Genomic DNA, 25,309 nt, shown 5'->3' on the forward strand with positions numbered 1-25,309 from the left:
CTAGGTTTTGTACCCTCGGGTTCTCGGCACCGATACGCTTAGTCCTTTTCCTCCAGCGTTTTCAATAATCTTGCGATAACTCCTTTGGAATCGTCGTACCACGATTTGGCGAAGATTGTGGTCGTTTTCCAGCCGAAGGCTTGCAGTAATCGCGGACGCATGACGTCCCGCTCCAGAATGTCGTCTTGCTCGTAATAGTTCTGGTCATCTAACAAAATGCCCAGCCGGTAAACCGGTTCGTCTGGCCGCCGGACGGCCAGCGAACAGCGGAAGTGGGATCGTCCGACATTGCGGTCCACTTGATAACCGGCGGCCTCTAATACGCTTGCAATCTGTTCGGCCAAAACGTCTTTGGTAGAGTTGCCCGGTTGCGGTCGATCGATCTGCCATAGCGATAGATTTTGCAAGACTTGGTCTGCCGTTTTGGTGTCGCCTGTCGAAACGGCTGCCGCGTATTTCAAGTAGTTTTTTAAGCAGTTGGCTCCGTCGTTGTAGTCGTTTCGAATCGCTTGGTGATCGATCGAACTGACCACAGCCATGTGATGCTTCGCTCGTGAGAAAGCAACGTTTAAGCGTTTGGCGCCTCCACTGCGATTGATTGGCCCAAAGTTCATTCGCATCTTGCCTGTCGGTGGTTTGCCGTAGCAGATGCTCATGATGATGATGTCCCGTTCGTCGCCTTGGATGTTTTCTAGGTTCTTAACTAGCAGGCCAACAAACTGCCCGTCCTCTTCACGGTCCAGTTCCGCTTCGAGTGCTTGCGCAAAATCTTTGTCCTCTTCCGCCAAGTTTTGCAACGCGTTTTCGATTTCGGTTTGCTGCGCTTCTGAAAACGCGATGACGCCGATGGTCGGATGAGAGCCTGTCGCAGCGGAACCGGAGCCTGTTGGGCAAAGTAATTCGCGGACTAGGTGAGCGATATAGTCTGCCTCGGATCGGTTGCGTCGTTTGTCGTAGATTCCATAGGGGACCGAATGCATGCTGATCGACCGCTGCAATAGTTCCTTTGCACCGGCTGCCCCGTCGGAGGTGGATGTCGCAACGATTGGGGCTTGGTGGACGTCGTTGCAGACTTCCTCCGGGACGGTTAACAAGCGTCCGTCGTAAAACGCCCAGTTCGAAAAACTGATTAACGATTCACTGCGGCTTCGGTAGTGCCAGCCAAGCATCGTCGCGTTTAGATTTTTCGCGGCATGGGTTAACAGGCTATCGCTGTCGAGGTCATAGGGAATCCATTCCCCTTCCGATTCGACTAGAAATTCGTCTTCGGAATCATCCTGTTGCGTCGCGAAAAAGTTTGTGGGCGGCAACTGCATTTCATCGCCGACGATGATTGTTTGCGGGGCTCGGAAGAGAGCCGGGATCGATTCTTCCAAAGTGATTTGACTCGCTTCGTCAAAGATCACCACATCAAAGCGATCCGCAACCAGCGGCAGGGTGTCGGACACACTGAGGGGGCTCATCAACCAAACCGGTTTTAAGTCATTGATGACTTCGCCTGCCTCTTGGCTAACCAAGTCGCGGATCGGTTTGAATCGCATCTGTTTGCCAAATTCGTGTTCCAGGATCCGTCGCCCCTTTTGGTACTTCTTTTTGAAGGCTTTTTGTTCCGCGGTTAGCTTTGCGGCAGGGAGGTTCGTGAGCATCGTGTGCCGGTAGAATTTTGCCGCGACACGCCCACGGATTGCCGCTGCATTGTCGGTCAACCAGTCCTGGTATCCTGCCGAAAGCTTCCGAACCGTTTGTTCGTAAAAAGGTAAACTGAATTTTTGGAGTTCGCGGTTGCTGCGGATGCATTGCTGCAACGTTGTTTCGACGAGGAGTGCTTCGATGGACGGCAGCGGATAGGGAAGAGTACGGATTCGCCGCCGCAGCGATTCGGTCACATGAGCAAGCGGGCGGATTGTTTCTAGGGCTTCAGGCAATTGACCCAAATTCGCTTCCAGCCAGTCGAGCGATTGAAGCCAGTCGTCGGTGTCGACTTGGTCGGTGTCGGCAAACACTGTTTCAAGTGATTCCTGAAGCGTGCCCAAGGGACGCGCGGCGTACCTCAGATGACGCAGCATCCTCCCGGCCGAAGACTGCTTCAGCCAGTCTCGATGCAGGGCGATGAATGAGGCCGGTTGCTGCTGAATCCACTCGCCGAACGCTTCGGATTCTTCGATCAGCCCCTCCACTTGATCGCCCGCGATTTGCAGACGATCGGTGATCTGCCGTACGGTTGTCTCCAGAGCTTGCCGGGCCTCCTGTTCGGCAAGGAGTGGCGCTAGGATTAATGGTAGCGGCGGCCGGAGTGGATGCCGGGAAAAATCATAGCAACGATCGAGAAGTCGATTCAGTTTCCGCCAGCCGGGACGCAGCCAGGGCATGCGACACTGCTGATAGTATTCAGCCTGTTGATTGGCTGTTTCGGCACCGATTGGATCGAGTTTCGTTTTCCAGCCCTCTGTCTGCTGCTCGGCTTCGATGACGCGTTGGCGAAGTTGTTTCCATTGCTGTTGCTTTTTGCGAAACCACCTCGCGTCACGCCCATGATTGGCCTCTGCCAGCAGACTCAGTTGCTCCGCTTCGGTATGCCGGTGCAGGTGTTCTCCATACTCGGCCAACAGCGAGATCTGTGCGAGCGACTGCCACTGGGGCACAGGTAGCTCAGACGCTTGCAGTTGTTGCTGCAGGGCGTTCCAGGATTCGCGGATGCGATGGAAGGCGGTCGAAGCCGTGTCGATGGGCTGGTCGGTTTTTAGAAGCCCAAGTGAGAGGAAGCGGAGCGGGTGCGTGGCCCAGATCGTCGCCCCCGATTCGCTTGGCTGGTGCGTTAGAAAGGGGCCCCGCAAACCTTCTGCAAATTGTTCGATAGCATCGACGCTTGCAGTCCATTCGGAATAGGGAGGCAATCCTTCACGTGTGGTGGCATCACACTCGGGAACTTTGTCTTGCAGTTCGAGGTATCGGTCAAACAGTTTACGCAGTTTCAGACCGACCGAGGCGGGAGATTCCTCCATCGAGTGATCAAATCGTTGCAATGGGGCAAGTTGCCCTTGTAATTGTTCAAGCCTGCTTTCTCTGGCGTTTTGAGGGTCGTTCGGATTTTGACCCAACTGGAGCAAGGATTCATAAGACTGTTTTAGGTCCATCACAAATGATTTTTTGTCCGCTTGCGAATCGTGGATCAGCGAGCAAAGTTCCGCTAGTCCGCACTGTTTCAGCCTTGCATAAACGACGTCAATTGCGGCTCGCTTTTCGCAAACAAAGAGAACCCGTTTTCCCCTCGCCACATAGTCCGCGATCAGGTTGGTGATGGTCTGGGATTTTCCGGTGCCGGGAGGCCCTTGGATGATGTAGCTGTTGCCGGTCCCCGCTTCGGCAATCGAGAGAGCCTGAGTCGGATCGCAGGGGACAACATCAAATCGCTCGGGGAGCGGATGAGGTTCTAAGATTTGACGCTCCGTTGGACGGGGAGTCAGCGAGAACGTCGATTCGAAAGATTCCGATTCAATGTCTTGTTCCAGTAGCGATTCGTAGTCTTGGACAAGAGACATCCGGCGGTAGCGGAAGTTTGCCAGTGTCACATTGCACAGATCAAAAGTCCACTGGTAGGGGTTGTTTCCGGCGGCCCCTTGGATTGCGTAGGCTTGGCGGGAATGAGCGGCTTGCGGCACATCGTCCGTTTCAGGATCGGCGGGGTCTTCGGCTTGTATGAATGACCGGGGACGGGGGCCTTTTTCGATGATCTGGCTAAGTTTTGTCTGTGACGGTTGGATTCGGCTGCTGAATAGTTTGATTCCCAGGGGGTGGTAATTCGCGGGGTCGTAGCTGTAGTCGAGGTCGGAGAATTTGCGGACTCCTTTTCCTGAAACCCTTGCTTTGCGTCGGTAACGGTCGAGCCGACGTTTTGCCGTTTCGCGAATCGATTGGATTCGCGGACGGTCGATTTTTATCAATTCGATCGCCGCTTCGGATTCAGCAATTTTCGATTTCAGGTCGTCAAAGAACTTGTGTAAATCCGTTTTGTCCAAATCCAGATGGGTGGGGAGCCGGATGTCAAAGAGTTGTTTGAATTGGTGGCGGAGGACGGGATTGATTTCCGCTTCGTTGGTTTCCGATTGCAGCCAGTAGGTGTCGCGAATCCCCTTTTTCTTTTGCAGACGGACTGGCAAAAGAATCAATGGGGATTCAAAGGCGGCCGGCGGAGACGCTTTGATATTGGACCAATTGATGAAACAAAGAACCAGACGCAGCTGAGCGAAACCGTATTCGGCTTGGTCACGACGCGTCTCAGTGATCAGCCGGTTTAGCTGCACTGGCAGGTAAAGGGTTTCGGCAAAATTTAAATGCTGGTTCAGTGAGACCTGTTTGCCTGCCGCAATCTTTTTTGCAAAACTTCCTTGCCATGTGCAAATCTGGTCGGGGCGAATGTTCTCGATGTCAAACGAAAGAGGGACCGATGTTTGCGTTAAATTGACGCTCTGCATGGTCGGGCGAAAATGCAGTAGCCGATTGCGCCGCGTCAGTTCAAATAACCGATTTCGCAGGTTCGACAAAACGATCGAACGCTTGTCGTGCGGTGATGAATCTACACGATTGTCGGATTGCTGAATTTCGTAAGTAAAGTCGGCCGGTTGGTGGCGGTAGTTTGAAAGCGTGTGCACCACAGCCGACAGGTCGGAGGGTCTGTCGTGCCTCGCGAGAGCAGTCATTTGGACAATGGCTTTGGCGACCACCGGGTGGAGGTGTTCCGCAAGGTTAAAAAGGTTGTTGCGGTGTTTGACGAAATTTCGCAGGTCTTCCGGTTGTGAAAGGTCCAGCCCGGTGACCATGCTGGCTAGGATCATGCCAAGACTGAATGTGTCGGTAAGCGGATCATGACAGTCCAGGCGGTGTTCCCAGGCGATATGCTCCGGTAGATAAAGCGGACGGGTGACGGGGGCGTCCAATGAACCGATCTGCAAATCGACAATTTCTCTGTCGCCTGTATCAACCTGATGCGTGATTGAATATTGGCCCGTGACATCGACACCTGAGCGGGGATTCGGGACGCGGAAGGAAGCGGGCTGATGGAAGCTGCGGATCGGTTGCTCGGAAGATTGTGCGAACCATAGTCGGCTTTCGGCGATGCGAAGGCTGTCGGTCCCTTCCAGCGGGGCAACGTTGCCTCGGGCGTGTGCTTCGACAACTTGCTCCGCCATCGGAAGGAAGCTTGCGATCGCGTCTTCGGTGCTGAATCCGCCGGTCTGGAAGCGGTCCTGAAGGAAGTCTTCGAATGCAGTCACGCTGTAGGATCCTCGCTGGTGCTAGCCGCTTTGATCAGGGCCTGTCGGTTTTCCTTGATCTGTTTTAGTTGCTGCTTGCGGAGCCGGAGTTCGCGAATCGCAAGCGGTTCAAAAGTCTCCTGCAGCTGGAACCGCATGGCTATGTCGAGGGCCAACGCCAGGGATGCCTCTTCCAATTCAGGATCTGCGGTTACGAAATCAAGCAAGATGAAACCAAAGTACTCTTGCAGTTTCGTGTCGCCGCGGCGGTAAGCGTTTTCTTGTGGCGTGTCTTGATCGCTGGGCGACGGATTTTTTGCTGGGGGATGGTAGTCACTAAAAAACAACCTGGCATGTCCGATCAACGGTTCAGTCTGCATCCACTTGGGCGTTAGTAACGCATCGATCAACTGCCGTGTTAAAAGGGTCTGATGCTGCTGTGAAATAAAGTCAAGCGATTCCAGTTGCGGGGGACCCGCGATCCAATCTTGGATCTTCGCGGCCGCCGTGGATTCGTCGGCATCCCAAGCATCCAGTGCCGCGGCACGGAGGTAGCACTCCGGGTGGCTGATCCCTGTCGATTCAACCGGACCGGATTGGAGGATTTCGGCAGCTTGTTTTCGATAGGCCTGGGCATCGACGCTTTCGGTGCCGGTTTCAAGTTTGACCAGAGTCTGGATCATGGGAGCGGGATCGTCCATGATTTGCATCGCAATACGATCGCAGAAAATTTCGGTGTAAAGCGAGAACAGGCGAGTCGTTTCGATGTGGCTTGGATCGGAGGCCAAGTCCAAGGTCATCGCTTCAAGGATTTGAGACGCGATCAGGCATTCCCCATCCCAGCTTTCTAAGAAAATCAGATGCCCCAGTTCGTGTGCAAATAATGCTTCTTGTTCGGAGGGGGCAAGGCGGTCAAGGATCGGGCCGTGAAGGACGATGTGCGCTTCGTTGGGGAGGTACGCCAGCGAAGCGTTGATCGCCTGTGGGTGTTGCGATTGGTAGACCGTCACGGGGGCCGCAAGCGAGAGTTTTTCGGCTAACGTATCGACGATTTTGTAAACGTCCGTTGCCGAATCACGGTCTAGGCGATAACAGGTCTTGAGAAGATCAAAACGTGTTGCTGCGGACTGATCGTCGCGAAAGCGGTTGGATGCGTACCACTGCCAAACCTCCGCCTCGGCCGTTTTTAGGTATTCGCAGACCTGGGAATGGTAGGGCATGCGTAAAGGAGGTGACGATTTCAACAAACAATCTTTCGAATACGAAAACCGAAATCAAAGCGTGCGAGGTGGGAGGCGGGATAAAGCGGTGTGATTTGCCAAACCGTCGGCTGTTAAGTCGCCCGTCGCTTGGCGTCCGCCGCCTGGCTTCGGAGCCGGTCGCGCACCGGTTGCCGCTTGCTTATTTAAAGCTGTGTTCATCGCTGGGGTACTGGCCACTGCGAACTTCGTCGCAGTAGGCCGTCACGGACTGGGTAATGGCTTCGGCAATATTTCCGTACTGTTTGACAAACCGCGGAAGGTATCCGGCGGTTAATCCGATCAGGTCGTTGGTTACCAGGACTTGGCCGCTGACATGTGGCCCGGCTCCGATTCCAATCGTGGGAACGGAAACGGCCTTGGTGATTTGCCGAGCTGTTTCGGCAGGGACGCATTCGATCAACACGGCAAAGGCTCCCGCATCCGCGGCGGCTCGGGCGTCGAGGATAAGTCGTTCGGTGTTGCGCTGAACTTTATAGCCGCCATCCTGATGAACATTTTGCGGTCGAAGCCCGACATGAGCCATGACGGGGATTCCGGCGGTTGCCAACGCACGGATCCGTTCAGCCTGCTCAAAACCTCCCTCCAGTTTGACCGCTTGGCAGCGAGTCTCTTTCAGTATTCTTGCGCCGGCTCGAAGCGTTTGTTCGACCGAAAGCTGGCCTTCGGGGAATGGCAGATCGACCACGACCAATGCGCGTTCTGCGGCCCGCCCTACCATTTCAGCGTGGTAAATCATCTGGTCCAGAGTAACGGGCAGGGTGGTTTCATGACCCTGAACGACCATTGCCAATGAGTCGCCCACCAGCAGGCAGTCGACGCCTGCTTGGTCCATCAATTTGGCCGTTGGAAAATCGTAAGCGGTCAGCATCGTGATCGGTTGGTTATCGCGAGCCATTTTCGCGAGTGCCGAGGTGGTCACGCGGCGGGGGGAATCAGACTTTGCCATTTTAGAAATCATTGCGTGGATTGGATTGCGGAACGGTGCGAGCCGTCTGGTACCGAACGACCGGAAAATTTGTGCCTCGCCGTTTGCAGGGTTCAATTGTCATCGCTTGGGAGGTAGGTGACAATGCGACGTATCCTCCTTCGCCCTTTGACCGTCGGGAAGACTTTTACGCCATGAAGATACTTTGTTTCAGCGATTTGCACTGTGACACCGAAGCCGCTCGCAACTTGGTCGAACTTGCCAAGAGTGCCGATGTGGTGATCGGCGCCGGGGATTTTGCCAACCGGCATCAAGGGCTGAACTTAACGCTTGATATTTTGGCCGAGATAACTCAGCCAGCGGTTCTTGTGCCTGGCAACGGCGAAACGGCTGAAGAACTTCGCGCTGGGGCGGCGGGCTGGAAATCGGCTCGCGTGCTTCACGGGGAAGGCTGTGAAATCGACGGCGTGCCGTTTTGGGGCGTCGGCGGAGGGATCCCCGTTACTCCATTCGGCGACTGGAGCTACGACTTCGATGAACAAGAGGCAGCCCGATTATTGGCCGGCTGCAAGGAAAACGGAGTTCTGGTGGTTCACTCACCTCCGTTGGATACTGTCGATTCCGACAGTGCTGGACGGGTGCGCGGCAGTCAAGCGATCCGCGACACCCTGCTGACCTGCCAGCCGAAGCTGGCGGTTTGTGGGCACATCCATAGTGATTGGGGCAAACAAATGATGCTGAACAATACTCAGATCTTGAATGCCGGTCCCCGTGGCGTTTGGATGACGATCGATTGAGCGATCGCCAAAGGATCACTCTTCCGCAAGCGGCTCTTTCTTTTCAGTGATCACTTCCAAATCGTCGCATTTTTCCGCGTTCATGGCGATGTATTCTTGCCAATCTTCAGGAACATTGTCCTCGTGGAAAATCGCTTCGACTGGACATTCTGGAACACAGGCTTCACAGTCGATGCACTCTTCAGGGTGGATGTACAACATTTTTTCGTCCTCGTAGAAGCACTCCACAGGACAGACCACCACACAGTCGGTGTATTTGCATCCGAAGCATGGTTGCGTCACCACATGCGTCATCGTAGATACCTTTTCGCTACAGAATGGGGAAAACGAGAAACAAGTGAGGCGAGAAACTCGCACCCAATCATTACCTGAGAATTTAATCGGCACGTACAGGCCACGCGCTTGACCAGGAATTATGGTGAATTGCGTTCCACATGAATTGAAATGCGTTCCACGCAGCTCCGGCGGAGTTCAAATCGTAGTGAATGTTGCGAGGGAATGTCAACGTAGGGGGGGTGGGTAAATAAATACAAAAACTTGCGGTCTGAGGGAGAGCGACTTACGATGAGAGCCTAGCAGCATGTTCTGGCGGGCTCCTTTTCTATTCGGACATTGTTTCTCTCGTGTCATTATCTCCTCCTGACCGCCGTTTGATCGATCAATGCTTGGAGCAGTCTCCGCAAGCATGGGAGAGCTTTGTAGACCGATTTTTGGGGATGGTGGTTCACATCGCCAATCACGCTTCGGAGTCGCGGCGTATCCATTTGACGGCTGAACAGCGTGACGATTTGGTCGCTGAAGTCTTTTTGGCATTCGTTGACAATGATTACGGTGTCCTCCGACGGTTTCGCCGCAATTGCTCATTGGCAACCTACTTGGCCGTCATTGCCCGGCGGATTGTGGTGCGGCGAATCATGGCCATTGGGATCGAACCGGTAAATGGGCATCTGCCCGTGGAACCTCAGGTCGATGCGACCCATGAACATCGGATCGAAGACCAGGAGCAAGTTGCCCTGCTGATGTCACGACTGGAGCCTCACGAGGCGACTGTGGTTCGGATGTACCATCTAGAAGGCAAGTCCTACCGAGAAATCAGTGCTGCCGAAGGGGTTCCCGAAAACAGTATCGGCCCCGTTTTAAGCCGTGCCCGCGCCAAGTTGCGGGAAACGACCAACCCTTAGACCGATTGCACGGACCACCCGCGCGAACGTACCGTATCAAGATTCGCTATGCTCTTGCGATGATCGCTTAATTAGCGAACGAGTGCGAAGTTTTTCACGGGTGTTGGGCTCTTGAGCCATGGAGGCTTGAATCATGGTGCATTTACTTGCCATTCAGAGTGGATGGTGGACGCTGCTTGGGGCAGTTGGCTTGGTGGCTGTTGGGGTTATTGCCTTGGCCATTCTGAATCCGCGGCTTTTCGTTCGCAGTTGTTTCCGCCCAATGTTGGCTTTGCTTTATAGCAAACGCTTGGTGGGGGAAGAGAATTTTCCGAAAACCGGCGGGGCGGTTGTGATCTGCAATCACGCTTCCTGGTTGGATGGAATCTTGCTGCTTTGGATGCTGCCTCGCAACGCTCGATTTATCGTCGATGGTGGCAATTTCGATGGCAAATTCGCTCAGTATCTGGCAGGTGCGTTTGATACGATCCTGATGGCAGCCAATGTGAAATCGATCGGTCGTGCGCTGAAAGCGGGCCGCCAAGGTTTGCACGACGGGCACGTCATCGCGATCTTTCCGGAAGGGACGATCACTCGCAGTGGCCAGTTGCAAGCCTTTCGTCCCGGCGTGACCAAAATCCTGAAAGGAACCGACGTCCCGATTGTGCCTATGTTCTTGGACGGAATGTGGGGCAGCCTATTTAGTTTCTCAGAAGGTAAGTTCTTCTGGAAATGGCCCGCCTGGCCTCGACGGCAATTGACCTTGTATATCGGGACTCCGTTGCCAGTCGATGCACCGCTGGACCGCATGCGAAATGCCGTTCAGCAGCTCGGTTCCAAAGCGATGATCGAGCAGCGTCAGCGGATGCCTAAGCTGCCCTGTCAGATTGTGCGGGCATGGAAGAAACGTGGCGGCAAGATGCAGAACGCCGATTCCAGCGGTGTTGAATTAAGTGGCCGAATGATGTTGCTGCGGACCTTGGTCCTGCAACGCATCCTCCGGCGTGAAGTGCTGCTGGATCCGAAACAGGAACCAACGGTCGGGATTTTGTTGCCGCCAAGTGTTGCGGGAGTCGCGGTGAATGTGGCGATGGCGTTTGAACGCAGGACCGCCGCCAACCTAAATTACACCGTCAGCAGCGATGTCCTGAATCGGTGTATCGAATCGGCTGGGATCAAGCACGTTTTGACCAGTGTTCGATTTATGGAGAAAATGAATTTTGATCTGGATGCCGACGTTGTCCTGCTGGAAGACTTCAAAGACAAAGCGACCTTAGGGGACAAAATTTGGGGCGTCATCGGAGCCTATCTGCTGCCAGCGTTCTGCCTTGAGCGATTGCTAGGTTTGAGGAAAATCGCCTGTGATGACCTGCTGGCCGTGATCTTTACCAGCGGTTCGACGGGGACTCCCAAAGGCGTCATGCTGTCGCACGCAAATATCAGCCACAACGTGGAAGCGATCAAGCAATCGGTTCGTTTGGATAGCGACGATGTGGTGTTGGGGATTTTGCCGTTTTTCCATTCCTTTGGCTATGCGGTCACGCTTTGGGCCGTCCAGACATTGGGGCCTCAGGGCGTTTATCACTTCAACCCGCTCGATGCCCGGCAGGTCGGAAAGCTAGCCGAAAAATATCAAGCGACGGTGTTGCTGGGGACGCCAACGTTCCTCCGCGGCTACCTGCGTCGGATCGAACCCGGCCAGTTTGCAAGTTTGGACGTGGTTGTGGTTGGGGCTGAAAAAATGCCCGCCGATTTGTTTGAATCGTTTGAAAAACGCTTCGGAGTTCGCCCCGTGGAAGGTTACGGAACGACCGAATTAAGCCCTCTCGTTTCCGTCAATATTCCACCCTCGCGTTCGGCTGCTAAATTTCAGCCCGATCGATTCGAAGGTTCGGTCGGTCGCCCGTTCCCCGGAATTAGTGCCAAAGTGGTTTCGCCCGAGGATGGGAGTGAACGCGGAGCCGGCGAGGATGGGCTGTTGTTGATTACGGGACCCAATGTGATGCAAGGTTACATGGGACGTGAAGACCTGACCTCCGAAGTCTTGCAAGACGGGTGGTACATCACTGGCGATATCGCCAATGTGGACAAGGAAGGGTTTCTGCATATCACCGGTCGGCAAAGTCGATTTTCGAAAATTGGCGGTGAAATGGTCCCTCACATCCGCGTCGAAGAGGAACTGGCCAAGCAGCTGCTTGTCGACGATGATGACGATGGGGAGGACGATGTGCTCCGAGTCTGCGTCACGGCAATCCCAGACGCCAAAAAAGGGGAGCGGTTGATCGTGTTGCAGCTGCCCTCGGAAAAGGACCCGAGCGATCTGCGGAAAGGATTGACGGAAGCAGGGCTTCCCAATTTGTTTCTCCCCGCCGCCGATGCGTTTTATACGGTGGAGGAAATTCCAGTCTTGGGAACCGGGAAATTGGATTTGAAGGGGGCGCGGGTTTTGGCCGAGCAATTAACCGATCCTGCGGCAGCCAATGAAACCCAAGCAAGTGGATGACGCCATGGATTCTGCCGAAGCCGATGCCGTAGGGACGACGTCGAAATCAAAGCGACGTCGTTGGTGGATTTTCGGATTCGTTGCAGCCGGACTGATTCTGGGGACGCTGGGATACGTCGAATGGTTTCTGAAACGTCCCGTCGGCGAAGGGCCGGCCGGACCCGAGATCGCCCGCCAGCCGTTTGAGAAAATCTGGAGTGAACAGACGATCCAGATTGTTGGCATCGGGGATAGCGTTACCGCAGGACTGGGGGCGAAGAACCCAAGTCACAGCTATTACAACCGGCTTCGAGAGAATCCGGAGGACGAGTTCGAATCGATGCGGGGCATTTCGTTGTCGGCCGTTCTGCCAAACTTGCAGCATCAAAATTTCGCTGTTTCAGGGTCGGAATCGCTGGCGCATGAGCAGATGGTCAACGAGACCGTTCCTGACTATCCCGCGGAGACCTTCGGGATCATCCTGATGTCCAGCGGAGGGAACGATTTGATTCATAGTTATGGACGTCGACCGCCTCGAGAATGTGCGATGTATGGGGCGACCTTGGCGGAGGCGGAACCATGGATCGAAGCTTTTGGGATCCGCTTAGCTGGGATGTTTGAAAAACTAAACGAGCGGTTCCCCGGCGGCTGTGAAATCTATTGTGCGGATATCTATGATCCAACCGACGGCGTTGGGGACGCGCCCAGTATCTTTTTGCCGCACTGGCCGGACGGGTTAGCCATTCATGCAAAGTACAACCAAACGATCCGTTCGGTTGCGGAGTCATTTGAAAATGTCTTTGTCGTCCCGCTCTACGAGAATTTCCTCGGGCACGGTTCGCATTGCCGGCAGTTTTGGCAACCGCATTACGATGCGCAGGATCCGTATTATTGGTTCTACGATAATGTCGAAGACCCAAACGATCGTGGGTACGATGCGATCCGGCGTCTGTATTTAAAAACGATCGTCGAAAATACGTCGCTCCGCTAGCGGACGCCATCGTCGTTGCCGTAGCTACCGTCGTCAGACGGTGGATTTATTCGATTGTAGGCCTGTCTTGAATACTCGCTTACGCTTCGTGCTAGTAAGCGGAAAGCGAGCGTTGCTACCGAGCGCTAGTGCATTACGGCTCGAGCGACATTGAAGTAGATGACGATTCCTAGGATGTCGACGATTCCAGCGACAAAAGGGTTGCTCATCAAGGCGGGATCCAGCCCCAGTCTTTTGAAGATCAATGGAAGGGTGACTCCGACCATGCACCCCGAAATCACCACCGCGAGAAGCGTGATCGGGATGACCATCGCACTGGCGCTGTCCGGGGCAACAAATAACGACACCACAAAGCCTAGCGAGGCTAAGAAACTGCCAAGCATGCAACTGACCACCAGTTCTCGAGAGAGAATCGTTCTCCAGTCGCGGACGCTTAGGTCGCCGCTGGTCATTGCCGTGATTACCAGGGTTGCCGACTGAGTCCCCGAATTGCCACCCGCTGAAATGATCAGAGGGATGAACAGAACCAGCCACGTGTAAGTTTCCAGTTCTTGGTCGTATTGCCGGAGTGCAAACGCGGTCAGCAGGGCTGCGAAGAAAAGGATGGTTAGCCAGATTCCTCGTTTCCAGCCTAGCCGAACCAGATTGATTCGCAGGTAGCTTTCTTCCAGCGGAGCGACCGCAGCGATGCGCTGTGCGTCCTCGGTTAGTTCCTCTCGAACGACATCGATCACGTCGTCATGCGTGATGATTCCCAGAAGTTGTCGTCCCTGGTCGACCACGGGGATCGCCAACATGTTGTAGCGTTCGACCCGTTCTGCAACCGCTTCTTGGTCATCGGTAGGGAGGACGGCGATCACGTCGGTTTCCATCAAATCGCTCAGTCGCGATTCCACGTTCCCCAGTGCCGAAATCAATTGTCGGCCGGAGACGATTCCGCGGAGCCGATCGTCTTGGTCAACCACATAGATGTAGTAGATCGTTTCTAGTTCTTCCGCTTGTTTGCTCAGTTCTTCCAACGCTTGTCGGACCGTCAGATCTTCGGTCAGTTTGGCGACTTCCGAGGTCATGATCGCCCCGGCGGTCCCCTCGGCAAAAGATTGGAGTCGCCGGATGTCGCGGCGCTCGGATGCCGGTAGCAACGCCAGTAGGTCGACGACTCGACTTTCACTTAGCTCTTGGATCAAGTCGACGCGGTCATCCGAGGGGAGTTCCGCAAGCAGGTTTGCAGCTTCGGTTGTGTCTTCAAAGTTCAGGATGTTCAGTTTTCGGTCGAGATCGAAATACTCGAAAATCTCGGCTCGAAGTCCTGGGGGGGCGTGGAGCAGGACCTGCCAAGATTCGGCAGCGGTAAGTCCTTCCATGTATTCGGCCGTCCGCCCCGGGTTCAGTGCGGTGCAAAATTCCTGCAGCTCTTCGGCACTATTGTGCTCCAGCATCTCTCGCAGTTCTGGGAGAAAAAGTGTGTTGAGCATCGTTGAAGCAATTCACGAGTGTGCAGGGAACTGTCTAGATGGGGCGAGGCCGCGGGGTATCTTAGCGGGCGAAGTCAATTGTCTGCACCCGCCGGTCAGCGGTAAGCAGGGGGCGTCGGATCGGGAGAGAATGGTTTTCCGAGTTCTTGTCACAGGACTTGTGCAGCCAGCGAAGCGGGGTGAAAAACTTCGGTTCACGGCAGGTTTCCCCCTTGATGGCTTTGCGTTTTTGTCCGAGCGGGTGGTTTTTGCCTCCGCGAGATGTGAAATTGTTTCATTTCGTTGACACTTCAATTTTGCCGCAACTATAATTTTGTGGTACGAGGCTCCGCTCCGGTGCTCCCTTCTCATTAAAAGCCCATGTTTTTTCTCGGCAAGTGGTAAGGGTTGAGCTAGAATTGAGCCTAAACTTGATGGATTTCCGCCCTCGGAATCACCTTGTCTCCCAAGAGCCTGCACGATGACATTTTTAGGCAAGTGCTTTACCTTCATGATCTTTATCCTCAGTGCCATATTTATGGCGCTGGCCTTGGCTGCAAATGCCTCCCACCGCAATTGGCGGGAAGAAATTGTCAAGGAAGGTGGATTAAAGGATCAGGTTGAAGAGTTCGCCACAAAAAACCGAGAGCTTGAAGACGCTCGTGTTCGCGTCGAGCGAGCCCTTGCTGCGGAACAGGTTGCTCGCCGGACCGCTTTAGCGGCTCTGGAAACCGACCTCGCACAGAAAAGCGACTTGTTGGCTAAAGCTGAGCAAGCTTTGACCAGCGAGCGTGCGACCAATGAATCATTGGCTCGCAAAGACGCACAGATTACCGACGAACTGACGCGTTTGACTGCCGATAACGCCAAACTTCGCCAGCAAATTGTCACCGAACAAGACGACCGCGACCGTTTGTTCGCCAGGGTCCTCGAATTGACCGACAAAATGAACGGTATTCGGGGTTTGCTGGAAGTTCAGAAAGAGCGGAATCAGACGCTTGTCGCTCAGGTGACTCGCTTTACTGAAGTCATGCAGGCTCGTGGTATCAACGTCAATGACGCCCTCGATGGAGCTCCTCCTGCTCGAAACGGGACCGTATTGGTCGTCGATCGCGGCAAGAAGTTGGTGGAATTGTCCATCGGCTATGACGAAGGGCTGCGAGTTGGCCACATGCTAGAAGTGACCCGTGGATCACAATATTTGGGCCGTGCGAAGGTTCGCCGAACCAGTCCAGATCGTGCCGTTGCGGAGATCATGCCAGACTTTACGCTTGGAACCATCCAAAAGGGCGATCGTGTCGACACCACAATTGAATGATATTCCTCGGAAGCAGAACGCCAACATTTACACAGTGATGCTGCTTGTTAGCATGCTCTTTATGTTGGTCGCTGTTATCGCCATGTTTGTTGAATTTCGCCGGTATGAAGGGACTCTCCCTTGGAAAACCGATGAAGCGCGGCCACAGGTTATGCATCACACGACCTTGCCGACCTATTTCTAGGCACTGGGCCATTGGTCCACTAATTGCTGTAGTGTATGCTCGCAATGGTGGCCAGACAGGCTGGCAGCCAATTGACGTGAAAACGCAGTAACGTATTACAAAGAAGGGTGTCACGATGGCAGGTGCTGTAGCCGAATTTACCGTTGACAATTTTGATTCCGAAGTCCTTCAGTCCTCCAGTCCCGTTCTGGTTGACTTCTGGGCGCCTTGGTGTGGCCCTTGCCGCCAAATTGCACCAATGATCGACGAACTTGCTAACGACAACCCAAGTTTGAAGATCGGAAAGCTGAACATTGATGATCATCCTGAAATCGCTCAGCGATATCAGGTTAACACCATCCCAACCTTGTTGGTATTTAAGGATGGTAATATCAGCGAAACCTTTATCGGAGTTCGCCCAAAAGCTCAGCTGCAAGAAGCTCTCGATTCGGCCGGTGAAGCCTAATCGCGTCGCGAATTGCGAAAGATCCAAAAGCCACAGCAAGTTGTTGTGGCTTTTTTTATGCAAACGCGCCTCCCTCGCCTATCACGAACGGTCCCCAATCAGGCCGAGACTGCAATGAAGACGTTCATTTCACAGTAATGGCGGGCAGGTTGCGGTGTTTTTCCCTCCCCTCCCAAACGCAAAGCTGGCTCGCCGGTGACGGGAATGAAAAATGGCCGTCTCCACAAGGCAATCTTCAATCTTCAATCTTCAATCTTCATTACTCATTAAGCAGTCGCTCACCCAGCGACTGCAGCCTCGTCCCAAACAACGCGCTTTTAAAAAGCCTTTTCATCATCCCTGTCAAAGATCTTCAGCACGCTAAACTTGGGGATCTGTCCCGCGTCTGACCCAGTTGGCGTTTTTTGGGGCTAGCCGTTTCCTTTGTCTTCTTTATGCGAGCCTACTGCGATGGTGGATGTTACTGAGCAACGAGAACTTAGTTTTCCTGACTTTGACGCCGTCCTGGAGGAAGTGGATCGGTTGGCATCGGGGGAGGTTCGCACGGTGGGGAATCATACGTTTGGCGAAATTTTGAATCACCTTGCGATTAGTCATGATGTTTCCGCAGGCCGTCTGCAGGCTCCATCCCCGCCGCTTCTGGTTAAGCTTTTGATGCCGTTGATTCGGCGGACGGTAATTCATGCCAAGCCACTAAAGCCGGGTTTCAAACTGCCCGCTTCCGGCGAATCCTTTTTCTGGCCCGCTGGGGATTTTGAAACGTCCTCGTCGGTGGCTCGCTTCAAAGAATCGGTGGAGTACTACAGGACGAACGGCCCGCTGGCGAAACATCCCTTCTTTGGGAAACTAACAAGTGCCGAGTGTGACCAACTGCAGTGTCGTCACGCGGCCCTGCATCTTGGTTTTGTGCATCCTGCGTGAACCGGCCCTCTCCTATGGTCTGGTGAAAAGGCTTCCCCGATCCGGTTTCGTGGCACGAAATTCAACGAGCGGCGCAAGGCGACAATTGCAGAATGGAGAATGAGAATTGCAAAGTCCCCTGCAAGGACAGTCATTTTGTATTTTTCATTTTACAATTTAGCTTTTGCAATTCCCCTCACCCGTGAGCCAGTTTCGTGGCGGGCAACCTGTCGCAACCTGCCCAGCCATCCACCACGGAATAATTTTCAGAAGGCCACTTCTCCCCGCTCACAGCAGCCCGCGCGTGCCGTTCCGCTACGAAGTCGGTGCCAAACCGCGAGGGGTTGTTGCCTTTACGCGTCTGCCAGATTGGAGATCGATGGCAGTTGCGACGTGGAGGCTGGAAGGACCAGCCATTCGGTGATGACCACCCGCTGGATGATCGGGTCGGTGATGTGCCCTAGAATGGCTTCCATCAAACGGTCGCGAAGAACCGTTTGTGTCGGATCGTTTAGCAGTTCGGTAGGAGCCTGCCGGAGCAATTGTTCGACGGTTTCATTGATTTCCAGCTCTTTCAGCCCGAGTTGTTCTTCGGCAGAATGGCGTCGTTGAGGGTCGACGACCACATGCAGCTGAAACGAGAAAACCTGGGTTAAGTCCGAGACATGTTGGAATCGGTAATGCCCGATCGGAATCGTCGATGATTGTTCTTGATTCAATCGTGCGACCTGGCTGCGGACGTAACTGATGATGACCGCATGGACCACCACCATGGACAGAACAAGTCCAACCACCCAGTAGCGACGTATTAAATTCACGGTAAACGAGCTCTACGGATTCGGTTTATCAAATGGAAACAATAACAACATGGTCGGATTTACGTCCTTTCAACCCTAGGTTGCCTTTATGCTTCCGCAGGATTTGCCAGCAGGGATCTCGAGGAGGCTCGCTTTGAATGTGAATACAACCGACACAACCGCTCCAGTCGTTCTGGTCTGTTCGAGTCCGAAAGCGGGTAGCGGAAGGAATGGCCATCGGATGCCATTGTTGTTGGCGGCCTTGCGGAAAGCCGGTTATGACGTTCACTGCCATCACCAAATCGACAAGGTGGTCGAAATCGCCGAACGCTTGGGCCCCGAGGGGCTTCGCGCGGTGATCCCGGCAGGGGGCGACGGCACGATTCGGTTGGTAGCGGAGAAACTGCCGGCATCCATTCCGCTTGTCCCTTTTCCGCTAGGGACCGAAAACCTGTTGGCCCGCCACTTTGGATTCGCCGCAGACCCCAAGCAAACCGTTCAGACGGTTGAACATGGCCCCCTCTACAGGATGGATGCTGGTAGTGCAAATGGGAAACTGTTTTTGGTGATGGCCAGCTGTGGGTTCGATGCGGAAGTCGTTCGCGGAATGCATTTGACTCGCCGCGGACACATCCGCCGCAGCAGTTACATCAAACCGATTCTGCGTGCGGTACGTAACTACTCTTATCCCTCCATTCATGTCGCCCCGGTTGCCCCCACGCAGCAAGGCGGTTTGGAGCCGTCCGTCGATCCACCGTTCGTTCAGAATCCTGGCAATCCATGCTCCCCAGCTTCCGCTCCCGTCGTGACCAACAAGCTTTCAGGGGCGAGCGTTCCCGCTGTGGGTACCGATTGGCTTTGCCGCTGGGCGTTGGCGTTCAATTTGCCCTGTTATGGCGGCGGGCTTCAGATCGATTCAGAGGCGAGCGAAGTCGATGGGCGGCTGGATCTTACGACTCTGCAAAACGGATCGACCTGGTCGACGCTTCGTTATGTAGCGGGCGTCTTCGCGGGACGGCACCGTCGTTGGACCGATGTTCAGCATCATCTTGGCAAAGCTTGGCTGCTAACGTCCGAGTCCCGTGTCAATTATCAGCTGGACGGCGACTACACGGGGCGTTTGCCTCTCCGCTTGGAATGTCTCCCGGGTCGGCTTACCTTGCGGCTACCGTTAACCTTTGGGGAAACGAAGCCGGTGCTGGATCCTTCTCGGCAGCCAGCTTCGCGCGTTCCCGATGCTTGATCTGTCCGAGTCCGCTCCAACGGATTCCCGTTGCCCTCAAACATTACTGGAGTGAGCTTGTCTGATTCCGATGCTTCACCATCGCAACCGCCTACTGTGTCGATCGGTCCCTATCTTTGTGGGCCGCAGTCACCGTTGCTGCTGATCGCCGGTCCGTGCGTTTTACAGTCGTTCGATCTGGCGATGCAGATTGCACAGCCGCTGGTCGATTTGAATAAGCGGGCGGATGTGAACGTCGTGTTTAAGGCTTCTTTTGATAAAGCCAATCGGACCAGTGTCTCATCGGAACGCGGGCCGGGAATCGACGCCGGCTTGAAGATCCTTGAACAGGTGGCCGATGCGACGGGGTTGCCGACCACGACCGACATCCATCTGCCCGAACAAGCGGCACCGGTTGGAGAGGTCTGTCAGCTATTGCAAATTCCTGCATTCTTGGCAAGGCAGACCGATTTGCTGGTTGCGGCGGCAGCGACCGGACGCCCGGTCAATGTGAAGAAGGGGCAGTTCATGGCACCGGAGGACATGAAATATGTCGTTCAGAAATTAGTCGCAAGTGATGCCTCCGGAGTTTTGTTGTGCGAGCGAGGGACCTTTTTTGGCTATGGCCGTTTGGTCAATGACATGCAGGCCTTGCCGATCATGCGCGCTCTGGGAGCTCCCGTTATTTTTGATGCGACCCATAGCGTGCAGCGTCCTGGAGGGTTGGGCGGAACCACGGGAGGGAACCGTGCAATGGTCGAACCCCTGGCAAGGGCAGCCACAGCGATCGGCGTTGATGGGCTCTTTTTCGAAACCCATCCCGATCCTGCTCAGTCCCCTAGTGATGGTCCCAATATGATCCCGCTAGACCAATTTCCCTCGCTGATTATCCGCTTGCTTCGCCTTCGCGAGACCGTTGAGGACCTGAACCAATGACCCATATCCGATCCTGTTTACGATCTTCCTTGTCCTACTCGCAAACGGTAGCCCTTGTCGCGGTTTTCTGTCTGTTGGGGGCCGCTGGCTGCGAGGATAACACCGCAACGCTGCGGAAAATTCAGCAGCAAAAACAAGCAAGGATGGAAGCGACCAGCAAGGTGGATCACCTCCGTGATACCTACCTCCTCTTTGGTCAGTTGGGGGAATCCAATTTGGAAGCGGCGGCCGCTCAGGTGCGCTACCACCTGAACGCATGGCAGGAATCGCAGGCGGCCAGGTCCGATTCCGGTCCCGATTCGCTTGCCATCCCCGAAAGTTTGGTCGCTACCTGGGATGACGCATTGGTAACCGCAACCGTCAAAGACCGGATGGAAAGCGAACTGTTCCTTGAATCCGATGTCGAACATTTTCGTTTGCAGTATCTGCTCCACCGAATCAGCGACTGGGCGCTCGACGGCGCTTCGCTGGACCCGTGGTTACAGGAACGACTGGATGCGGAGTCGCTGGACGAAACGGAAAGTTATGATTTAGGAATTGCCTGTCAGTACTTCGATTGGGTGATTCGAAATGTTCAGTTGGAACCTCAAGTATTAGGAGGTCCTGCACCGGCGGCGCCGCGTTTAAGTGCGGGGCTGCAGTTTCGTGGTCCTGGGTATCGCCAGACAAGCTGGGAAACGCTCTGGCGAGGAAGCGGCGATGCCTGGCAGCGAAGCGACTTGTTCTTGCAGTTGTGTCGCCAAGCGGGATTGGATGCTTGCCTGCTTGCGGTCCCTCAAGGCCCCGAGGAAAACCTTCAACCGTGGCTGACGGCCGTCCGAATTGGCGATCAGCTTTATCTGTTCGATGCTGAACTAGGCCTTGCCGTTCCCGGCCCTGACGAAAAGGGGATCGCCACCTTGGCCGAGGCACAGCAGGACCCAACGATTCTTCGCCGCCTAAGGGTGCCTGGGCTATTCGAGTACCCATTCACCAGTCAGCAAATTCAAAATTGTGTTGCTTTGCTGGATGCGAATCCTGAACTTCTAAGCAACCGTATGAAAAGGCTTGAAGAAGGGTTTACCGGAGATCGACGGATGAGCCTTTCGCTTGATGCGGCCGGCGTCGCCGAACGTATCGGTGCACTCGATGGGATTTCCGCTGTCCAGTTATGGCAGGTGCCTCTCCAAGCCATGCTCTATCAACAAGGCATTGCGGAAGCGATGCGAGACGATTTGGCTTTGAACCAGTGGTACTATTTGCAGTGGGGGATCTTTGATCGACAGTCCCAGCTCTATCCGGCTCGCTGGCATCATCTGGAGGGGCTGTTTGATGACGACCCCGAGGCCAATATCAAAGGGGCTCGAGTTCAATACATGAAATTGAGGAGCCCTGAATTTGAACTGGAAGATCTGAACATGGATATTCAGTTGCAAATGGAGTACGGGTTGAGGCGAGCCGCTGGCGAAGCGGAAGCGGATCATCGCCGCCGGGTCCTTGTCGTGCAAGAAGTGATGCGAGCGGTCAAGCGGACCGCCACCTTCTGGATCGCCCTGATGCATGTCGAAGAAGGCCGCTGGGAAACCGCCGAGAAATGGTTAAAAGGAAGGGTGCTGGAAGATCCGCAGGCCGGACGATGGTACCCGTCAGCGCGGTACAACCTGGGCCGCGTCTCTGAGCGACTGGGCGATCTTGAACAAGCCGAAGCGATGTACAAAACCAATGGGTACCCCCAGGAACAGGGGAATCGTATCCGGGCGAGGTCGCTGGATGACGAGGAGTGACACGCGGGCAAGGTGCGTGCGATTTGGTGGTGCCGAATTATTGGACGCTAGCGGCTTGATGATTGAGTAATGGTCCCCTTTCGCTCCGCGCAAGAACGCTCCCTTAAAGCTGCTTTCGCGGAGCGTAAGGCTGCAGCGTTTCTCCGCTTTTGATTGTATCGACAGGCCGGTAGCCGCCTGGTAGCGTCTCGGGCTAGGGCGGTTTGGTCGCCGGAAAAAAGGGGGGGGCGGAGGATCTGGACGCATTATTGGAGCGGTTATCGAGGCATTTTCCCCTTTCGGGCAGACTGTTTTTTTGGGGGGTGAGGGATACGTAACTTGGTTGGCTGCAATGGGTAATGCGATCGAGCGAGGTGTTACAACCCTCCCCCAGATCGCTCCCAAGGTGAATTTACAACAGCCTCCCCTGGGGACAGCCTGTAGCGTGGCTTAAACTAAATAGTTCATCCTGGGGCAAGCGTCGATTGACGGTCCCCTCCCTACCGGTTCGGTTCCGAACCCTTTGTGTTCACTTTCGCAAGGTGATTGATCGTCACCCAAAAATACCATGGCCCTGATTATTCTTCGTTGTGTTTTCTTAGCATGTGCGTTGGGGATTTCGCAACTGATTAACTCCAGCTTGGCTGCAGACCAAGTCAATAGCTGGGTACCATGGATGGTTTTTCTGTCGATTTTAGGCATTTCTTCGATTGTTTTGATTGGTGATATCTATATCGCCAAGAAGGACCTGAGCACGATTTCGTCGATCTACTTTGGTTTGCTGATCGGGCTGCTGCTCACTTATATCCTCTCGATCGCGGCCGCCCCGTTGATTCGCGGTCCGAATGTGATCTGGTTTCAGTTAGTGACGGCGATGCTGTTGTGTTATTCCTGCACCAGTTTCTTATTGCAAACGAAGGATGATTTCCGGTTCTTGATTCCCTACGTGGAATTTGTCCGCGAGGTGAAAGGTTTTAAACCTTTGGTCTTGGACACAAGCGTGGTCATCGATGGCCGGATTGAAGACCTGGTCAACACGGGAATCTTTGACAATCAATTGATCATCCCGCGGTTTGCCTTAACCGAACTGCAAGCGATTGCTGACAGCGGAGATAAACTGCGAAGGGCTCGCGGTCGACGTGGGCTGGATGTGTTGAATCGCCTGCGTGGCAACGACAATGTCGATTTGCAGATCTTTGATCGAGAGTTGCCTGAAATGAGCGGGCAGACAGTCGACCTGAAATTGGTCCTGCTGGCCAAGCACTTGGAAGGCAAAGTGGTCACCGGAGATTTCAATCTGAACAAGGTCGCCAAGCTTCACAATGTGACGGTGATCAATCTGAACGAGATCTCCAATGCTCTGAAACCGCTCTACCTGCCAGGTGAGACTTTCCAGGTTCAGGTGATCAAGCCTGGCGAAGGAAACGAGCAAGGGGTTGGCTACCTGGACGACGGCACGATGGTCGTGATCGAAGGCGCAAGGGAAGCGATCGGCGAACAGAAGATGGTGATGGTTACCAGTACGCTGCAGACCAACGCTGGCCGAATGATCTTTGCCAAAGTCGAATAGATGCCGCCATCATGCCGCCAGGAAATTCGCCGGTGGTCAGTTGGCAACTTCGGTAGCGGCGGGCGCTAAGTAGGCTTTTGCTGGGACGTAGACATTGTCGTAGACGACATACAACGCCACCAGGAAAATTGCCACCGAACTGATCCATAGCGTGATGTCGTAAACGCGGGTTGGAAGCAACCGCTGATCCAAGCGGCGGTAACGAAAATGGAGTGCCGCGTAGACGACGATCAGCAAGATGACGACGGTTGCAAGGCCGCCAGAAATGATCATCAACGCTGGATTCTTCATCTGCAGGAATAAGGTCGCCCAGCCGACGGGGATCACCCAAGCCGCAATCGCGATCGCTCGCTTTCGAGACGTAAGGTTTTGGAAATCGTAGCAGCCGACTCGGCCCAAAGCGTCCGCGAACATTCGCGTCCAAGCTGCAAGGGCTGCAAAGAGCGTCGAGTAGAGGACAACGATCGCGCCGCAGATGAACACGTTTCTCGCCCATGGACCAAGCGATTCGGTGTACATGTTCCCAAGCGTCGAAATCAATTCCTCTCCGGCGGGAACCTGACCCTGTCGATTTAGGATCGCGGCTCCCAGCAGGTAAAACATGACCGTCATGCCCGTGTATGCGATCATCGCCAGGATCGCATCCCAGTACATGATACGAATCCAGCCTTTGGCGCGACGTTCCCAGTCCTTGGTATCGTTGCTCGGTCCTGTGTATTTGGCATACCCCTTTTCGATCAACCAATAGTTGTAGGCCATGATCTCGTCGCCGCCGACGCCGGTGATCCCAAAAGCGCCAATCGCGGCAAGTAAGAGGACGGTTTCGGTGGGAAGCGATGGAATCAAACCCGAAGCCAATTCACCAGATGTGATCGCAAAATCGGTGGTCTGCAGGGCGATTAATGAAGCCAATGTAAAAAGCGTGAAAGTCCCGATCATCAAGAGCGACACTTTTTCAATCAGCAGGTAGTAGCCTTTGTAGATCAGCAGCGATACCGATGCGGCGATCGCGTAAGTCGCAATGGCTTTGGTCGGCATCTGTGCGAGTGCCGGAAAGAATTGGACCAGTGCCAGCACGACCCCGCCAACAATACCGCCGACTTGCATCATCTTGGCGATCATCAAAAGCAGCCAGACCCAAATCGACCAGTTCGCATGTCCCAATCTTGGACCGGGTAGCGAGTTCAGCGACGCCATTGTTGATTCGCCGGTCCCAATGGCATGTTTGCCAAATTCCAGCTGGACAACCACTTTGACGAGGCAGCTGAAGATGATGAACCACATCAGCACAAAACCCGCGCGTGCGCCCACGATCGTCGTCGCTACCAATTCACCCGAACCAACGATTGAAGCGGATAAGATGAAGCCTGGCCCGATGTAGGACAACTTGTCCCACAATTTCGTGGGAGGCTCCTTGATGGCGGATTCGTGTAATAGATAGGGATCGGAACTTGGCATGCTTGAGCTTCCATTCGCGTTAACCCCTCACATTGCGGGATTGAGCGTGGTCGGAACAGAGGGCGATTTGCCGGACTTAAACTTCCGCCTGAACGCCCAACGCTCGTGGGGCGAGCGTTAGAGGTATGATAACGGCATTTTAGCCGCCAAGTGGGCCGAGGGGGCTCGTTTCGATAACCGCCAGTCAAAGTGATCTGCAGCGTCTCACTGACCCGGTTGTCGATTTAGTGATTGTCGCCTTTCGTTCCGCGAAAGGCTACAAAAAAATGTCCCCTGCAAACGCTACTTTGGCGTCTCAAACGCTGGGCGACACTGAAAGAATGGCCCCAACGTCGGGCATGAGAGCCGCAACGTTGATGCCTGCGGCGGGTGTTAACGTGCCGCATGGCTGCATTGCAATGAACGCAGCTTCAAAAT

General features: G+C 54.4%; 19 protein-coding genes. 12 read left to right on the forward strand and 7 right to left on the reverse strand.

Annotated features, from left to right (window positions below):
• Positions 1 to 38: 38 nt before the first annotated feature.
• The 3 genes from FF011L_RS06375 to panB all read right to left on the reverse strand — a co-directional run bounded on the left by FF011L_RS06375 (position 39) and on the right by panB (position 7,457).
• On the reverse strand, positions 39 to 5,270 hold the full coding sequence (locus tag FF011L_RS06375; protein ID WP_145350828.1) for an AAA domain-containing protein: 5,232 nt from the start codon (positions 5,268 to 5,270) through the stop codon (positions 39 to 41).
• A complete protein-coding gene (locus FF011L_RS06380) occupies positions 5,267 to 6,469 on the reverse strand; it encodes a M48 family metallopeptidase (RefSeq protein WP_145350829.1) in 1,203 nt (400 codons plus the stop codon). The genes FF011L_RS06375 and FF011L_RS06380 overlap by 4 nt, the downstream gene beginning before the upstream one ends.
• 181 nt (positions 6,470 to 6,650) lie before the next feature.
• Positions 6,651 to 7,457, reverse strand: a complete 807-nt coding sequence (gene panB, locus FF011L_RS06385) for a 3-methyl-2-oxobutanoate hydroxymethyltransferase (protein ID WP_145350830.1) — start codon at positions 7,455 to 7,457, stop codon at positions 6,651 to 6,653.
• A 173-nt stretch (positions 7,458 to 7,630) separates the two neighbouring features.
• On the opposite strand from panB, the gene FF011L_RS06390 reads away from it, so the two are divergent.
• A complete protein-coding gene (locus FF011L_RS06390) occupies positions 7,631 to 8,233 on the forward strand; it encodes a metallophosphoesterase family protein (RefSeq protein WP_145350831.1) in 603 nt (200 codons plus the stop codon).
• Between the two features lie 15 nt (positions 8,234 to 8,248).
• Here the strand turns inward: FF011L_RS06390 and FF011L_RS06395 are convergent, their stop codons facing one another.
• Positions 8,249 to 8,527 (reverse strand): ferredoxin family protein, encoded by a 279-nt coding sequence (locus FF011L_RS06395; protein WP_145350832.1) that lies wholly within the window; start codon positions 8,525 to 8,527, stop codon positions 8,249 to 8,251.
• Positions 8,528 to 8,856: 329 nt separating this feature from the next.
• Here FF011L_RS06395 and FF011L_RS06400 point away from each other — a divergent pair, with 329 nt between their 5' ends.
• The 3 genes from FF011L_RS06400 (at position 8,857) to FF011L_RS06410 (ending at position 12,866) form a co-directional block, all read left to right on the forward strand.
• Complete coding sequence (locus FF011L_RS06400; protein WP_145350833.1) at positions 8,857 to 9,414, forward strand: RNA polymerase sigma factor; 558 nt, start codon at positions 8,857 to 8,859, stop codon at positions 9,412 to 9,414.
• Positions 9,415 to 9,547: 133 nt separating this feature from the next.
• Positions 9,548 to 11,896: an AMP-binding protein gene (locus tag FF011L_RS06405; RefSeq protein ID WP_145350834.1), complete on the forward strand. Its 2,349-nt coding sequence runs from the start codon at positions 9,548 to 9,550 to the stop codon at positions 11,894 to 11,896.
• Positions 11,897 to 11,900: 4 nt separating this feature from the next.
• Positions 11,901 to 12,866 carry an SGNH/GDSL hydrolase family protein gene (locus FF011L_RS06410; RefSeq protein WP_145350835.1) on the forward strand — a complete coding sequence of 322 codons (966 nt, stop codon included), beginning with the start codon at positions 11,901 to 11,903 and terminating at the stop codon, positions 12,864 to 12,866.
• Positions 12,867 to 12,991: 125 nt separating this feature from the next.
• Here FF011L_RS06410 and mgtE read toward each other — a convergent pair whose 3' ends face one another.
• Entirely contained in the window at positions 12,992 to 14,341 is a 1,350-nt protein-coding gene (mgtE, locus tag FF011L_RS06415; RefSeq protein WP_145350836.1) for a magnesium transporter, read from the reverse strand.
• Positions 14,342 to 14,801: 460 nt separating this feature from the next.
• On the opposite strand from mgtE, the gene FF011L_RS06420 reads away from it, so the two are divergent.
• The 4 genes from FF011L_RS06420 (at position 14,802) to FF011L_RS06435 (ending at position 17,188) form a co-directional block, all read left to right on the forward strand.
• A complete protein-coding gene (locus tag FF011L_RS06420; RefSeq protein WP_145350837.1) occupies positions 14,802 to 15,638 on the forward strand; it encodes a coiled-coil domain-containing protein in 837 nt (278 codons plus the stop codon).
• On the forward strand, positions 15,631 to 15,822 hold the full coding sequence (locus FF011L_RS06425; RefSeq protein WP_145350838.1) for a hypothetical protein: 192 nt from the start codon (positions 15,631 to 15,633) through the stop codon (positions 15,820 to 15,822). The genes FF011L_RS06420 and FF011L_RS06425 overlap by 8 nt, the downstream gene beginning before the upstream one ends.
• Positions 15,823 to 15,937: 115 nt before the next feature.
• Entirely contained in the window at positions 15,938 to 16,267 is a 330-nt protein-coding gene (trxA, locus tag FF011L_RS06430; protein ID WP_145350839.1) for a thioredoxin, read from the forward strand.
• 450 nt (positions 16,268 to 16,717) lie between these two features.
• A complete protein-coding gene (locus FF011L_RS06435; protein ID WP_145350840.1) occupies positions 16,718 to 17,188 on the forward strand; it encodes a DUF1569 domain-containing protein in 471 nt (156 codons plus the stop codon).
• Between the two features lie 332 nt (positions 17,189 to 17,520).
• Here FF011L_RS06435 and FF011L_RS06440 read toward each other — a convergent pair whose 3' ends face one another.
• Positions 17,521 to 17,985, reverse strand: coding sequence for a hypothetical protein (locus FF011L_RS06440; protein WP_246109771.1), 465 nt, complete (start codon positions 17,983 to 17,985; stop codon positions 17,521 to 17,523).
• A gap of 139 nt (positions 17,986 to 18,124) precedes the next feature.
• On the opposite strand from FF011L_RS06440, the gene FF011L_RS06445 reads away from it, so the two are divergent.
• The 4 genes from FF011L_RS06445 to FF011L_RS06460 all read left to right on the forward strand — a co-directional run bounded on the left by FF011L_RS06445 (position 18,125) and on the right by FF011L_RS06460 (position 23,434).
• Positions 18,125 to 19,207 carry a diacylglycerol/lipid kinase family protein gene (locus FF011L_RS06445; RefSeq protein ID WP_246109964.1) on the forward strand — a complete coding sequence of 361 codons (1,083 nt, stop codon included), beginning with the start codon at positions 18,125 to 18,127 and terminating at the stop codon, positions 19,205 to 19,207.
• Between the two features lie 57 nt (positions 19,208 to 19,264).
• On the forward strand, positions 19,265 to 20,122 hold the full coding sequence (gene kdsA, locus FF011L_RS06450) for a 3-deoxy-8-phosphooctulonate synthase (protein ID WP_145350842.1): 858 nt from the start codon (positions 19,265 to 19,267) through the stop codon (positions 20,120 to 20,122).
• On the forward strand, positions 20,119 to 21,885 hold the full coding sequence (locus tag FF011L_RS06455) for a tetratricopeptide repeat protein (RefSeq protein WP_145350843.1): 1,767 nt from the start codon (positions 20,119 to 20,121) through the stop codon (positions 21,883 to 21,885). The genes kdsA and FF011L_RS06455 overlap by 4 nt, the downstream gene beginning before the upstream one ends.
• A gap of 547 nt (positions 21,886 to 22,432) precedes the next feature.
• Positions 22,433 to 23,434 carry a PIN/TRAM domain-containing protein gene (locus tag FF011L_RS06460; protein WP_145350844.1) on the forward strand — a complete coding sequence of 334 codons (1,002 nt, stop codon included), beginning with the start codon at positions 22,433 to 22,435 and terminating at the stop codon, positions 23,432 to 23,434.
• 36 nt (positions 23,435 to 23,470) lie between these two features.
• On the opposite strand, the gene FF011L_RS06465 is transcribed toward FF011L_RS06460, so the two are convergent.
• Positions 23,471 to 24,892, reverse strand: a complete 1,422-nt coding sequence (locus tag FF011L_RS06465) for an Nramp family divalent metal transporter (protein ID WP_145350845.1) — start codon at positions 24,890 to 24,892, stop codon at positions 23,471 to 23,473.
• Between the last annotated feature and the right edge of the window lie 417 nt (positions 24,893 to 25,309).

The sequence above is a fragment of the Roseimaritima multifibrata genome (assembly GCF_007741495.1).
Classification (GTDB): domain Bacteria; phylum Planctomycetota; class Planctomycetia; order Pirellulales; family Pirellulaceae; genus Roseimaritima; species Roseimaritima multifibrata.

Excerpts from the sequence above, each read along its gene's own strand:
- FF011L_RS06380 (WP_145350829.1), bottom strand. The coding sequence starts at position 6,469 with ATGCCCTACCATTCCCAGGTCTGCGAATACCTAAAAACGGCCGAGGCG.
- panB (WP_145350830.1), bottom strand. The coding sequence starts at position 7,457 with ATGGCAAAGTCTGATTCCCCCCGCCGCGTGACCACCTCGGCACTCGCG.
- FF011L_RS06390 (WP_145350831.1), top strand. The coding sequence starts at position 7,631 with ATGAAGATACTTTGTTTCAGCGATTTGCACTGTGACACCGAAGCCGCT.
- FF011L_RS06395 (WP_145350832.1), bottom strand. The coding sequence starts at position 8,527 with ATGACGCATGTGGTGACGCAACCATGCTTCGGATGCAAATACACCGAC.
- FF011L_RS06405 (WP_145350834.1), top strand. The coding sequence starts at position 9,548 with ATGGTGCATTTACTTGCCATTCAGAGTGGATGGTGGACGCTGCTTGGG.
- FF011L_RS06410 (WP_145350835.1), top strand. The coding sequence starts at position 11,901 with ATGGATTCTGCCGAAGCCGATGCCGTAGGGACGACGTCGAAATCAAAG.
- mgtE (WP_145350836.1), bottom strand. The coding sequence starts at position 14,341 with ATGCTCAACACACTTTTTCTCCCAGAACTGCGAGAGATGCTGGAGCAC.
- FF011L_RS06420 (WP_145350837.1), top strand. The coding sequence starts at position 14,802 with ATGACATTTTTAGGCAAGTGCTTTACCTTCATGATCTTTATCCTCAGT.
- trxA (WP_145350839.1), top strand. The coding sequence starts at position 15,938 with ATGGCAGGTGCTGTAGCCGAATTTACCGTTGACAATTTTGATTCCGAA.
- FF011L_RS06435 (WP_145350840.1), top strand. The coding sequence starts at position 16,718 with ATGGTGGATGTTACTGAGCAACGAGAACTTAGTTTTCCTGACTTTGAC.
- FF011L_RS06455 (WP_145350843.1), top strand. The coding sequence starts at position 20,119 with ATGACCCATATCCGATCCTGTTTACGATCTTCCTTGTCCTACTCGCAA.
- FF011L_RS06460 (WP_145350844.1), top strand. The coding sequence starts at position 22,433 with ATGGCCCTGATTATTCTTCGTTGTGTTTTCTTAGCATGTGCGTTGGGG.
- FF011L_RS06465 (WP_145350845.1), bottom strand. The coding sequence starts at position 24,892 with ATGCCAAGTTCCGATCCCTATCTATTACACGAATCCGCCATCAAGGAG.